Annotated in this window: 11 protein-coding genes and 1 pseudogene; 11 read left to right on the forward strand and 1 reads right to left on the reverse strand. The window is 63.0% G+C overall.

Features of this window, described 5'->3' with window-relative positions; translation table 11 throughout:
- Positions 1 to 134 precede the first annotated feature (134 nt).
- The 4 genes from AC0L2Z_RS19465 (at position 135) to AC0L2Z_RS19480 (ending at position 4,418) form a co-directional block, all read left to right on the forward strand.
- Positions 135 to 1,571: a glutamine synthetase family protein gene (locus AC0L2Z_RS19465; protein WP_027156302.1), complete on the forward strand. Its 1,437-nt coding sequence runs from the start codon at positions 135 to 137 to the stop codon at positions 1,569 to 1,571.
- A gap of 45 nt (positions 1,572 to 1,616) precedes the next feature.
- Positions 1,617 to 1,982, forward strand: a complete 366-nt coding sequence (locus tag AC0L2Z_RS19470; RefSeq protein WP_287307795.1) for a four helix bundle protein — start codon at positions 1,617 to 1,619, stop codon at positions 1,980 to 1,982.
- A 97-nt stretch (positions 1,983 to 2,079) separates the two neighbouring features.
- Positions 2,080 to 3,363: an NAD(P)/FAD-dependent oxidoreductase gene (locus AC0L2Z_RS19475; RefSeq protein ID WP_473629035.1), complete on the forward strand. Its 1,284-nt coding sequence runs from the start codon at positions 2,080 to 2,082 to the stop codon at positions 3,361 to 3,363.
- A 227-nt stretch (positions 3,364 to 3,590) separates the two neighbouring features.
- On the forward strand, positions 3,591 to 4,418 hold the full coding sequence (locus AC0L2Z_RS19480) for an SH3 domain-containing protein (RefSeq protein ID WP_473629036.1): 828 nt from the start codon (positions 3,591 to 3,593) through the stop codon (positions 4,416 to 4,418).
- 112 nt (positions 4,419 to 4,530) lie between these two features.
- On the opposite strand, the gene AC0L2Z_RS19485 is transcribed toward AC0L2Z_RS19480, so the two are convergent.
- A complete protein-coding gene (locus tag AC0L2Z_RS19485; RefSeq protein ID WP_473629066.1) occupies positions 4,531 to 5,277 on the reverse strand; it encodes an SDR family oxidoreductase in 747 nt (248 codons plus the stop codon).
- 303 nt (positions 5,278 to 5,580) lie between these two features.
- Between AC0L2Z_RS19485 and zwf the strand changes: the two genes are divergently transcribed.
- The 7 genes and pseudogenes from zwf to AC0L2Z_RS19520 all read left to right on the forward strand — a co-directional run bounded on the left by zwf (position 5,581) and on the right by AC0L2Z_RS19520 (position 13,121).
- Positions 5,581 to 7,050 carry a glucose-6-phosphate dehydrogenase gene (gene zwf / locus AC0L2Z_RS19490; RefSeq protein ID WP_236375126.1) on the forward strand — a complete coding sequence of 490 codons (1,470 nt, stop codon included), beginning with the start codon at positions 5,581 to 5,583 and terminating at the stop codon, positions 7,048 to 7,050.
- A complete protein-coding gene (gene pgl / locus AC0L2Z_RS19495) occupies positions 7,032 to 7,748 on the forward strand; it encodes a 6-phosphogluconolactonase (protein WP_473629037.1) in 717 nt (238 codons plus the stop codon). The genes zwf and pgl overlap by 19 nt, the downstream gene beginning before the upstream one ends.
- Before the next feature lie 66 nt (positions 7,749 to 7,814).
- Positions 7,815 to 9,659 (forward strand): phosphogluconate dehydratase, encoded by a 1,845-nt coding sequence (edd, locus tag AC0L2Z_RS19500; RefSeq protein ID WP_287286052.1) that lies wholly within the window; start codon positions 7,815 to 7,817, stop codon positions 9,657 to 9,659.
- A 14-nt stretch (positions 9,660 to 9,673) separates the two neighbouring features.
- Positions 9,674 to 10,318: pseudogene (locus AC0L2Z_RS19505) on the forward strand (anion permease).
- A 16-nt stretch (positions 10,319 to 10,334) separates the two neighbouring features.
- Complete coding sequence (locus AC0L2Z_RS19510; protein WP_287173647.1) at positions 10,335 to 10,466, forward strand: hypothetical protein; 132 nt, start codon at positions 10,335 to 10,337, stop codon at positions 10,464 to 10,466.
- 223 nt (positions 10,467 to 10,689) lie between these two features.
- Positions 10,690 to 11,226: a FecR domain-containing protein gene (locus AC0L2Z_RS19515; protein ID WP_473629038.1), complete on the forward strand. Its 537-nt coding sequence runs from the start codon at positions 10,690 to 10,692 to the stop codon at positions 11,224 to 11,226.
- Positions 11,227 to 11,231: 5 nt separating this feature from the next.
- Complete coding sequence (locus tag AC0L2Z_RS19520) at positions 11,232 to 13,121, forward strand: CHASE2 domain-containing protein (protein ID WP_473629039.1); 1,890 nt, start codon at positions 11,232 to 11,234, stop codon at positions 13,119 to 13,121.
- Positions 13,122 to 13,156: the final 35 nt, after the last annotated feature.

Consider the following 13,156-nt stretch of genomic DNA (forward strand, 5'->3'; position numbering starts at 1 on the left):
GAGGTCATTGGACTTGCGTCGAACCTAAGCTGCCTGGAGCAATTTTCAACTGGCGGGCAAAGGCAGGGCCGGCTCCCCTTCCCTTCCATCACCGGCCCCGGCTATACTCCCAAATCCGCAACCCAATCTGGTGAATGATGCCGCCTGCAAAAAAGGAAGTCCGTCCGTCGAGCCGCGGAGGACGTATCCGCACGCCTGCCTTCGTGAAAAATCAACGTGGTGTGAAAAACTGGAAGGAAGTCGGCGCCTGGCTGGCGTGGCGCGGCATCGAGGATATCGAATGCATCACCCCCGACCAGGCCGGTGTTGCGCGCGGCAAGATGATGCCGTCGAAGAAATTCACCTCCAACACCTCGCTGGCGCTGCCTTCGGCGGTGTTCATGACGACGATCTCCGGCGGCTACCCCGAGAACGGCAACGGCTTCAACTATCCGGAAGACGACGGCGACCTCAAGCTGATGCCGGACCTTTCGACGCTGACCGTGGTGCCGTGGGAAGAGGACCCGACGGCGGCGGTCATCTGCGACCTCGTCCACCAGGACGGCCGCTCGGTCGAGTTCACGCCGCGCAACGTGCTGAAGCGTGTGCTTGCCGCTTACGACAAGCGCGGGCTGAAGCCGGTGGTGGCGCCCGAGATCGAGTTCTACCTGGTGCGCAAGAATCCCGATCCGGACTACCCGCTGACCCCGCCGGTCGGGCGTTCGGGACGGGCGATCGGCGGTGGCGCCGGCTATTCGATCGCCGGCGTCAACGAGTTCGACGAACTGATCGACGACATCTACCATTTCTCCGAAAGCCAGGGCCTGGAGATCGACACGCTGATCCACGAGGAAGGCGCCGGCCAGCTCGAGATCAATCTGCGCCACGGCGATCCGATCGAACTGGCCGATCAGGTGTTCATGTTCAAGCGCACCATCCGCGAGGCGGCGCTGAAGCATGAGATCTATGCCACCTTCATGGCCAAGCCGATCCAGGGGCAGCCCGGCTCGGCCATGCATATCCACCAATCGATCATCGACAAGAAGACCGGCAGAAACGTCTTTTCTGCCGAGGACGGCTCGGAAACCGAAGCCTTCTTCCATTTCCTCGGCGGCATGCAGAAACATGTGCCGAACGCGCTGGTGATGTTTGCGCCCTACGTCAATTCCTATCGCCGGCTGACGCAGTCGGCTTCGGCGCCGGTCAACAACAAATGGGGCTACGACAACCGCACCACCGCCTTCCGCGTCCCGCGCTCCGACCCGGCAGCCAGGCGCGTCGAGAACCGCATCCCCTCCTCCGACGCCAATCCCTATCTGGCGATGGCCGCATCGCTCGCCTGCGGGCTGATCGGCATGACCAACAAGATCAAGGCCGAACCGCCGGTTCTCACCACCGCCAACGCGGCCGAGATCGACCTGCCGCGCAGCCTGCTCGAGGCCGTCGACCTGTTCGAAGCCGACGAGGAACTCTGCGCGCTGCTCGGCAAGTCGTTCGCCGCCACCTATGCGGCGATCAAGCGGGCGGAATTCGAGACCTTCATGGAAGTGATCAGCCCGTGGGAGCGGGAGTATCTGTTGTTGAATGTTTAGGGGAGTAGGGCAGTACGGCAGTAGGGCAGTAGGGGGCGGCACGTAATGGCGAAAATCGAGTCCTACAGGGATCTGATCGTCTGGCAGCAGGCAATGGACCTGGCAGTATCCATCTATGAAGTGACACGAGCTTGGCCGAAAGACGAGACCTATGGAATGACAGGTCAGGTGCGTCGGGCAGCTACCTCAGTGCCTGCCAACATCGCTGAGGGTTACGGCCGAGAGAGTCGAGCTTCCTATCAGCAATTTCTCAGGATCGCCCAAGGATCACTCAAAGAATTGGAGACGCATCTTATGATTGCGCACCGTGTCGGAATCGCCTCGCACGAGGCGGTCGAATCTTTGATGAATCGCAGCGAGAGCGTAGGGACGCTACTGCGCCTTCTGATCCGCAAATTGTCACCTGAATAGCTCCTACTGCCCTACTGCCCTACTGCCCTACTGCCCTACTGCCCTACTGCCCTACTGCCCTACTGCCCTACTCCCCTACTCCCCTACTCCGAGCATCATGCCCTACCAATCCCCAATCTCCCCCGGCCGCTCCTGGTATGAGGACACGGCCGGGCCGCGGCCCGAATACAAGGCGCTTGACGGTGACCTGAGGTGCGACGTCGTCGTCGTTGGCGGCGGTTTTACCGGCCTGTCGGCGGCGGTGCACCTCGCCAGGGCCGGCAGCAATGTCGTGCTGGTCGAAGCGCATCGTTTCGGCGACGGCGCATCGGGCCGCAATGGCGGCCAGCTCGGCACCGGTCAGCGCGCCTGGGCCGAGGAGCTCGAAGCGGAATACGGCTTTTCCCGGGCCAAGGCGCTGTTCGACCTCGCCGAAGAGGCCAAGGCGCATCTCCTCGAATTCGCCGCCGTCAACAAGATCGAGATCGACTACATGCAAGGCCAGATGTCGGTGGCGCACAAGCAGCGCTATGTCGATGACTACAAGGCGCATGCCGAGATCATGGCGAACCGCTTCGGCTATCCACACATCAGCTTCATGGACGCCAGGGAGACGGCGGAGCGGTTGGGCTCGGCGCGCTATTTCGGCGGCACCCGCGACACCGGCACCGGGCACATCCATCCGCTGAAGCTGGTGATCGGCACGGCAAACGTGGCGGCGCAGGCGGGCGCGCTGCTGTTCGAGCAGACGCCGGCGACCGCCATCGCGTCCGTTGGCGGCAAGGTCAGGGTCACGACGCCGAAAGGCACGATATCAGCCGAGAAATGTCTGATCGGCGTCAACGCCCATGGCGGCACGCTCGAGCCGATCAGTGCCGCGCATATCATGCCGATCGGCTCCTTCATCGGCGCGACGGTGCCGCTTGCGGATTCAAACGTGTTGCCGGGCGGTGAGGCGGTCGACGATTCCCGCTTCGTCGTGCGCTACTTCCGCAAATCGACGGATGGGCGTCTGCTTTTCGGCGGGCGCGAGATCTACGCGGTCAACGATCCGAAAGACATCCATGTCCACATCCGCCGGCAGATCGCCGAGCTTTACCCTGACCTCAGCGATGTCGAGATCACTCATGGCTGGGGCGGCTATGTCGGCATCACGATGCCGAGAAAACCGTTCGTGCGGGAGGTGATGCCCAATGTGATCTCGGTCGGCGGCTATTCCGGCCACGGCGTCATGCTGTCGAACTTTTTCGGCAAGCTCTATGCCGAAACCGTCGCCGGCAACCGGGACCGGCTGAGGCTGATCGAGGACCTGAACATCCCGGCCTTTCCCGGTGGCCGGCGCTTGCGCGCGCCTCTGATGTTTCTTGCGCTCAACTGGTATGCTTTGAGGGACCGCATATAACCACAGGTTGCAAAATCCCTTGCAAGTTGAAGAATCGATCGTAAAGGTGCAGAATCCGCCCCGCAAGGGCGCAGTGATGCCACAATCGCCGGCAAAGGATGCCGGTTCTGGGCAGTCGAAGGGGGATTTTGCGGGCCTGCCCGCGTTGGATTGGGACCGATGCCGACCAGATGCCGGTTCCCGGCACAGGTCGTAAGAACGTTGGCCCGCAAATGGAGGTTGTAAGAGTGAGAGAGCCCTTCAGTTTCGGCGCGCCGGAACGACGGCGCTTTGCGATGCAGTTTGGCTACGACATGCAGCCCAGGTTCTGGAGGCAAATCCGGTCGAACCTGCATCTGGTCATCGCCGCGTTTGGTACAGCAGCGCTGCTTGGCGTGGCAGCGATGGCGCTATGGCTGGCATTGCCGGCCACTGAGAGACAAGCGGTCGCGAGTCCCGAGCAGATCGTTTCCAGCATTCCGGTGAAAACGACACGGATCGTGCCGGCCGCGGCGCAGCAGGCTGCGAGCAAGACCGATGCGATTTCGTCGGCGGTAGTTGCAGCGAAGGCCGAGATAGCGGCGCTGGCGCCCAATGATCCCCGCTGGACAGGATCGGGACCGAAGACCACATCCGGCCAAACGGGGGGCGGCCAGACGGCGGGCGGCCAGACGGCGGGCCAGGCTGAAAAAGCAGACAAGCCGTCCACCGCGGCGGCATTCGCCGATCCGGCAGCGAAAACCAAAGTGGCAGCATTGATTGCCAAAGTCGCTGCTCCCGCCAAGGCGGCGACGGACGGTGCGCCAACCGCCGCCATCTCGACCCCGAAGCCGCTGCCGGCCGCGACACAGAAGGATGGCGCCCAGGCCAAAGTCGAGGCCAAGCAAGCAAGCGCGGCAGGACGTATCCTCAGGGGCGTCACCATGCGCACCGGTCCGAAGAACAGTGCGGCCGCCATCGTCACCATTCCGGCCAAGACCTCGGTTCAGGTGATGGGCTGCAAGAAATGGTGCCAGATCGTCTTCAACGGCAAACGCGGCTGGATCTACAAGAGCTTCGTCAAGACCGGCGCGTAGCATCGGTCAGGCCGTTCTTTGACGTTGCCCACGGCACATTTGGCTGCCGCAATCAGCCGCCCGCGTGCGAGGGACGGTCAGGTCAAACTTGAAACCGACAGGGCCGGACGGCTCAGATGCACCGTCCGCCGTCGATCTCCAGCGCCACGCCAGTGATGAAGGCCGCCTCGTCCGACGCCAGCCATAGCGCCGCGTTGGCTATGTCGAGCGGCGTCGAAAGCCGGCCAAGTGGGATCGACGCGCGGAATTTCTCGCGGATTTCGGGCGTGTCGGCGCCCATGAATTTTTCCAGCATGCCGGTCTCGCCGGCGACCGGGCACAGGCAGTTGACGCGGATGTTCTTCGGCGCGAGTTCCACCGCCATGGATTTGGTCGCGGTGATCGCCCAGCCCTTCGACGCATTGTACCAGGTGAGGCCGGGCCGTGGCCTGATGCCGGCGGTCGAGGCCGTGGTCAGGATGACGCCGCCGCCTTGCCTAGCCATCACCGGCACGACCGCCAGGGCGGCGTGGTAGATCGCCTTCATGTTGACGGCCGTGATCAGATCGAAGGTCGCATCGTCGACCTCGAGCATATCGCCGTTGCGATGGGTGTAGCCGGCATTGTTGACCATGATGTCGATGCGGCCAAAGGCACTCTTTGCGGCATAGACCATCTCGTCGAACTCGGAACGGGTCGAGACGTCCGTCTGGGTCCAGATCGCCGCCCGGCCGATCTCGTTGGCGACGCGTTCGGCGCCCTTGGCGTTGAGGTCGGCGACAACGATTTTGGCGCCCTCCTCGGCAAAACGCTTGGCCATGCCCTCGCCGAAGCCTGACGCGGCACCGGTGATGATGGCAACTTTGTTTTCCAGGCGCATGGCTTTCTCACTCATGATTGAAGACTCCCCGCTCCGGCAGCCTCCGGCAATGGTCGCCGAAAGAGACTCTCGATTTCTCCTTTGGCTTTCGCCTCGATCCCGCTCTATGCTGCATCTGCGAAGGCCTCCCGGAACCACCTCGCCGACAAGCGTCCGGGTTGCGCCAGTGTCAAGGGCACACCTCAGAACAATCGGCACACGTCCGATTGGCCCCGGGGATGTGACGCCGTGTCACTGGAAAATCTAAATCGATTAGATTATATCCACGCGTACACCAGCGAGCGGCGTCAGAGCGGACAGACCATGACCAGCCAGATCATTCCCGTCGACCCTTTCGACTTCATCATCTTCGGCGGCACCGGCGATCTGTCGGAACGCAAGCTTTTGCCGTCACTCTATCATCGCCAGCGCGGCCATCAGTTTTCCGAACCGACGCGCATCATCGGCACGTCGCGCTCGAAAATGACCGACGAGGAATTCCAGGCTTTCGCCAGGCAGGCGATTTCCGACCATGTGAAACCGGCCGATATCGACGCCGCGGAATTGGAGACGTTCCTTGCCCGGCTTTCCTACGTCTCGGCTGACGCGACGACCGGCGCGGGCTTCGACAAATTGAAGACGGCGATCGGCGACAGCGAATGCATCCGCGCCTTCTACCTGGCGGTTGCGCCGGCGCTGTTCGGCGACATCTCGCACAAGCTGAAAGAGAACGGGCTGATCACGCCGAACTCGCGCATCGTGCTGGAGAAGCCGATCGGGCGCGATCTCGCCTCGGCGCGCCAGCTCAACGATTTGGTCGGCGACGATTTCCATGAAAGCCAGATTTTCCGCATCGATCACTATCTCGGCAAGGAAACGGTGCAGAATCTGATGGCGCTGCGCTTTGCCAATGCGCTCTACGAGCCGCTGTGGAATTCCGCCAATGTCGATCATGTGCAGATCACCGTGGCCGAGACCGTCGGCCTCGAAGACCGCGTCACCTATTACGACAAGGCGGGCGCGCTGCGCGACATGGTGCAGAACCACATGCTGCAGCTTCTCTGCCTCGTCGCCATGGAGGCGCCGTCGTCGATGGACGCCGACGCCGTGCGCGACGAAAAGCTGAAGGTTCTGCGCGCGCTGAAACGCATCAACGGCAATGAAGCGCCCAAGCACACGGTACGCGGCCAGTACCGTGCCGGGGCCTCGGCCGGCGGGCCGGTGAAAGGCTATGTCGAGGAGCTCGGCAAGAACAGCAACACCGAGACCTTCGTTGCGCTCAAGGCCGAAATCGGCAACTGGCGCTGGGCCGGCGTGCCGTTCTACCTCAGGACGGGCAAGCGGCTGGCGACACGCGTCTCGGAGATCGTCATCGAATTCAAGCCGATCCCGCACTCGATCTTCGGCGACAGCGCCGGGCCGATCTCGGCCAACCAGCTGGTCATCCGGCTGCAGCCCGACGAAGGGGTCAAGCAGTTCATCATGATCAAGGATCCGGGGCCTGGCGGCATGCGGCTGCGCCAGATCCCGCTCGATATGAGCTTCGCGCAATCCTTCGACGGCCGCGCCCCCGACGCCTATGAGCGACTGATCATGGACGTCATCCGTGGCAACCAGACGCTGTTCATGCGCCGCGACGAGGTCGAGGCGGCGTGGAAATGGATCGACCCGATCCAGGACGCATGGGAAGGCGCCAGGCAGGAGGCGCAGGGCTATACCGCCGGCACATGGGGCCCCTCCGCCTCGATTGCGCTGATCGAACGCGACGGGCGGACATGGCACGAGAGCAATTGAACGGCGCCGCCTACAACTGGCACGCATTTGCCGAACGCCAAGACCTGGCGGCTGCACTTGCCGGCCACGTCGCAGGCCGCCTAACCAATGCGATCGCTGAGCGCGGCACGGCATTGCTCGCCGTTTCCGGCGGCACGACGCCGGCGAAATTTTTCGCATCGCTTTCGAGCATCCCGATCGCCTGGAACAAGGTCACGGTGACGCTGGTCGACGAGCGTTGCGTGCCGGTCTCCTCGCCGCGCTCCAACGCCGGGCTGGTCGCCGCCAATCTTTTGCAACACGCCGCCGCAGCCGCACGTTTCGTGCCGCTCTACCAAGAGGCAGAAAGCGTCGGCAACACATCGGAGGCCGATAGTAGGATGTTGCGGTCGCTGCCCTGGCCGCTCGATGTGGTCGTGCTTGGCATGGGAACCGATGGCCATACCGCGTCGTTTTTTCCTGATGCCGACAATCTGGAAACACTGCTCGACCCGTCGTCGGAAAGGGTCGTGCTCCCGGTTCACGCGACAAGCGCCGGCGAGCCGCGCCTGACGCTGTCGCTGGCGCGGATCGTCAGTGCCGGCTTCATCGCGCTGCACATCGAGGGCGAGGACAAGCGCACGGCATTCGAAAGCGCGATGGCATCGGAAACGCGAAAGCCCATTCGCGCCGTGCTCGACGCAGCCGAGAGACCCGTACAGGTTTTCTGGGCACCCTGATTTCAACTTGCCAAGGGGTCCCGCACGGACCGTGTTTGCGGGACCTCGCCTGAAAGGACCGACGCCATGACCGCGAGACGCGACATCGAAGCCATCACCGAGCGCATCCGCCAACGCTCCAGACCGGGGCGCGAGGCCTATCTCGGCCGCATCGCCGAGGCATCGAGCCGCACCGCCAACCGGGCCGTGCTGTCCTGCGGCAACCTCGCCCACGGCTTTGCCGTGTGCAGCCCTTCGGAAAAGCTGGCATTGGGCGGCGACCGCGTGCCGAACCTCGGCATCATCACCTCCTATAACGACATGCTGTCGGCGCATCAGCCTTTCGAGACATTTCCGGCGCTGATCAAGGACGCGGCGCGCGAGGCCGGCGGCATTGCCCAGGTCGCCGGCGGCGTGCCGGCAATGTGCGACGGCGTCACCCAGGGCCAGCCCGGCATGGAGCTGTCGCTGTTCTCGCGCGACGTGATCGCCATGGCGGCGGCGATCGGCCTGTCGCACAACATGTTCGACGCCGCCGTCCATCTCGGCGTCTGCGACAAGATCGTGCCGGGGCTGGTGATCGCGGCGCTGACCTTCGGCCATCTGCCGGCGGTGTTCATCCCGGCCGGACCGATGACGACGGGCCTGCCCAATGACGAGAAGGCCAAGGTCCGCCAGCTCTATGCCGAAGGCAAGGCAGGACGGGCCGAACTGCTCGAGGCCGAGTCCAAATCCTATCACGGGCCGGGAACCTGCACCTTCTACGGCACGGCGAACTCCAACCAGATGCTGATGGAGATCATGGGCCTGCACACGCCGGGCGCCTCCTTCGTCAACCCCGGCACGCCGTTGCGCGACGCGCTGACCCGGGAGGCGACGAAGCGGGCGCTGGCGATCACCGCGCTCGGCAACGCTTACACGCCGGTCGGCCGGATGATCGACGAGCGCTCGTTCGTCAACGGCATCGTCGGCCTGCACGCCACCGGCGGATCGACCAATCACACCATCCACCTGATCGCCATGGCCGCCGCGGCCGGCATCGCCATTACCTGGCAGGATATTTCGGACCTTTCGGAAGCCGTGCCGCTGCTGGCGCGGGTCTATCCGAACGGCCTTGCCGACGTGAACCATTTCCACGCAGCCGGCGGGCTCGGCTTCCTGATCCGCGAACTGCTCGACGAGGGAATATTGCACGAGGACGTCCAGACGGTTTGGGGCGAAGGGCTGCGGCCATATGCGGTCGAGGCCAAGCTCGGCGCCGATGGCGGCGTGGTGCGCGAGGCCTCGCCCCGCGAAAGCGGCGACGAGAAGGTGCTGGCGCCGTTCAAGAAGGCGTTCCAGCCGACGGGCGGGCTGAAAATGCTGTCAGGCAATCTCGGCCACGCCGTCATCAAGACTTCCGCCGTGAAACCGGAACGGCGCATCATCGAGGCGCCTGCCAAGGTTTTCGACAGCCAGCAAGGGCTCAACGAGGCGTTCAAGGCCGGCACGTTGACCGGCGATTTCATCGCCGTCATCCGCTTCCAGGGGCCGAAAGCCAACGGCATGCCGGAGTTGCACAAGCTGACTACCGTGCTCGGCGTCCTGCAGGATCGCGGCCAGCATGTGGCGCTGGTCACCGACGGGCGCATGTCGGGCGCGAGCGGCAAGGTGCCGGCGGCGATCCATGTGACGCCGGAGGCGGTCGAGGACGGGCCGATCGCCAGGATCCATGACGGCGACATCATCAGGCTCGACGCCGACGCCGGTACGCTGGAAGTCTTGGTGCCGGCAGGCGATTTCGCGCTGCGCCGGGCAGCGGACAGCGATCTTGTCGGCAATGAATTCGGTTTTGGCCGCGAGCTTTTCGCCGGGTTGCGGCAAATGGTCGGCCGTGCCGACCACGGCGCCAGCGCATTCGGAAAGAACGTGGCGGAATTCGCGCTGCAGTGAAAAGGGCGGCGGGGATGTCTCCAAGGCGGGAAGCGTCGCCATCGTCTGGAGGGGCTCTTGAAGACGGTCGCGGCCATCGTGCTGTCGCCGCTCACCGGCTTCGTGCTGGCTCTGGTGCTGATACTCACCGTCTCCTGGATTTCGTCCGCCAGACGCCCTTCGCCGTCGACAATACCTTCCGCACCCTGCAATTCGTCTCAGCCTCGCTCTATTCGCTCGGCCATGGCGGCAATGATGCGCAAAAGACGATGGGCATCATCGCGGTGCTGCTCTACTCGCAGGGCATGCTCGGGGGCGAGTTCTACGTGCCCTTCTGGGTGGTGATCACCTGGAGGCAATGCTGGCGCTAGGCACGCTGTTTTGGCGGCTGGCGCATCGTCCACACGATGGGCTCGAAGATCACCCGGCTCAATCCGATGCAGGGTTTCTGCGCCGAGACCGGCGACGCGATCACGCTGTTCGGCGCGACGCTGGCTCGGCATCCCGGTCTCCACCACGCACACCATCACCGGCGTGATCGTCGGCGTCGGAGCGGCACGGCGCACCTCTGCCTCCGCTCGGACATAGCCGGCTCGATCGTGATCGCCTGGGTCATCACCATGCCCTCTACGGCGCTGATTGCTGCTTGCTGTTATGGAATCGTGGCACTCTTCAGTTAATGCGGAGCCCGGAAGTTTGACTGACGATCGCGAAGGTCGACTGCTGCCGCTGCTCGAAGATCAGCTTTGGAGAAGCGGTCAGAATGTCGCGAAATGGCGCGACCTGCTCGTTCTGGCAGATGAGCCGAACAGCAGCGTCGCCGCGTGACGTTCGCGACATTCGCATCGCGGCCGCTTCAACGGCTTGATGTCGCCTTATTTGGTGTTGGAGCAAGCTATCGTGCTAAGATCGCTGGTCGGCACCGTGCTACCTCCAAGGCAACGCGGCTGCAAGTGCCGGTTCGTACGCATGAGTATGCTGCCAAGCTGACCGCAGAAGACAATGCATAGATTTTCTTGCCGCAGATTCTCGCAAAAGCAAGGGGACGTTCATGAGCGCAAGTGGCCGATATCTCCGGAGCCTGATGGCCTGCATGCTTGCCTGTGTCTTCTGGGTGGATACCGTTTCAGCGCAGTCGAATAACGCCGGCTGTACGTTCAGACTGGTAGCAGGGACGTCCCGACAAATTCTGAGATGCCGGCAAGGCCTTACCATCATTGCGGAAGATGGCGCTCGTTTTGCACTGGTGGACCGTGATCGAAATGGTAGTGCCGATGCGGTCAGATTACGGCGCAAGGCGCTGTTCCTCGATGCTCCAGCCGGCAGGGTCCGGGGTGGCTTCGCTGTCGTCACCCCGCAGGCGATCGCGGCGGTGCGAGGTACAAAATGGGCAGTTGACGTTGCCCGAGGCAAGACTTCTGTCTTCGTCGTCAAAGGTCGCGTCGCCGTGCAAAGGCCGGCGTCCAATGCTGGCGTAGTCCTCGGGCCGGGTGAAGGCGTCGATGTGGAAGCCGGAACAGGCACACTGACGGTCAAGCGCTGGCCCGCCGCACGTGTTTCGGCATTGATGGCGCGTTTCGGTCAGTAAGCTAAATGAGCGGGCGAGCGCTTCAGACGCTGATCGCGCTCGTCCTGGCGGGTCTTTGGGGGGCCGGGCTTGGCTTTGCGCACTGGCGCGGCAACATGTGGGGCCTCGATCGCGTCGAAGCAACGATGACGGATCTTCGAACGCTTGTTCGGGGAACCACAACGCCGCCGGAGCTGATTACCATTGTCGCGATAGACGACGAAGCGGTCCGAAACGAGGGCCGCTATCCCCTCAGCCGCGCCACGCTTGCCCGGATTGTCGACACGATAGCTCGCTTTGGGCCGAAAGCCATTGCGGTCGACCTGCTGCTGGTTGATCCCGGGACAAAAGATGATGATGAGGCGCTCGCGCGTTCGCTGCGTGGAACTTCAAGCGTAATCGCTGCTGCAGCGGTCTACTCGGGAGGTAAACAATCGATTGCAGTCGAGGGCGATGGCCCTCTCGCCCGAGTGCCGAATGCCAACCGGTTTTTGTGGCCCCTGAAAGCGTTCTCGGATATCGCCGCGGTCGGCGTCGTGAATGTGGTTACCGACTGGACGGGAACGCCTCGGTTCGTCCCGTTGCTGTTTCGGGCCGGAGATCGGACGGAAGCGTCTTTCTCCCTGCGCGTTGCCGCCATGGCGGTGGGAGAGGATCCGGGAATAGCGCCCGACTATCTATCTCTGGGCCGACAGCGGATTCGGACGGACATTGGTCACATACTCCCTCTGACATTCTATGGCCCCCGCGGCACGATCCGCACGATCAGCGCCACGACGGTGCTGGGGGGCCAAGTCGATGGCGGCATTATTCGGGATCGAATTGTTGTGATCGGAGCAACTGCAACCGGCGCCGGCGATGTTTTCCCGACACCGTTTGATCCCGTGCTCCCAGGCGTCGAGGTCATGTCGACGGCCATTGCCCATCTGATGACCGGCGACGGCATAGTGCGAGATCAGTACGTTCGCCTTGCAGATGCCGGCTTTGCGGTGGTGCTGCCGGTGGTTCTTGTGGGGCTGTTGGCATGGCGTCGCAATGCCATCGGCCTTGCAGCGATCATCGGCGTGGTTGTGATCTGGTTCGTGGTCAATATGACCGCATTCTCACACCATATCTGGCTGAGCGCGGCGTTGCCGATGGCCGCCGCCGTTCCGCCGGCTATTTTGTTCGGGGCCGCGCAGCTTTGGTTGGGCAGGAACCAGGCCCAGTATTTCGCCACGCAGAGCGAATTGCTTCAACGAGTTGAGGCCCCGGGCTTTGCGGGGTGGCTCGCTAAGCATGGCGACTTTCTCCTGGAACCTGTCCGGAGGGACGCCGCCATCATATTCATTGACCTGTCCGGTTTCACCGGACTGAGCGAAACATTGGGGCCGAACGCCACACGCGAACTTTTGAACACGTTCCATGCGTTGGTGGACGAAGAGGTGACAAGCTGCGGTGGCGTCGTCACGAATTTCATGGGTGACGGAGCCATGATCCTGTTCGGCCTACCGGAAGCAGCGACAGATGATGCCTTCAATGCTGCCCGCTGCTGCGCAGCGCTCTCCAGCCGTACCAGCAACTGGCTCGTCTCGTTGCCCGCATCAACTGCATCTAGGCTCGGCTTCAAGATCGGAGCGCATTACGGAACAATCGTTGCGTCGCGACTCGGTGGCAAAGGCCGTCAGCACATCGCGACGACGGGTGATACGGTTAACGTCGCCAGTCGCTTGATGGAGATCGCGGCCGGCCAAAATGCCGAAGTCGCAGTGAGCGACGAAATGCTGCAAGTCGCCGGCCGCGACTGCGAGTTGTTCAAATCTGGTGCTCTAAGAGGACCTGTGGAAGCACAGGTCCGCGGGCGTTCAGGCTCTCTCGCAATCTGGCTGTGGCAGAGTTCGCAGACGCTGCAGGATACCAAGCCCCGTGAACAATGATGGTACCGGAATGTCTGAATGGCGCCCGTTTGGCC

This window comes from Mesorhizobium sp. WSM4850 (assembly GCF_055811735.1).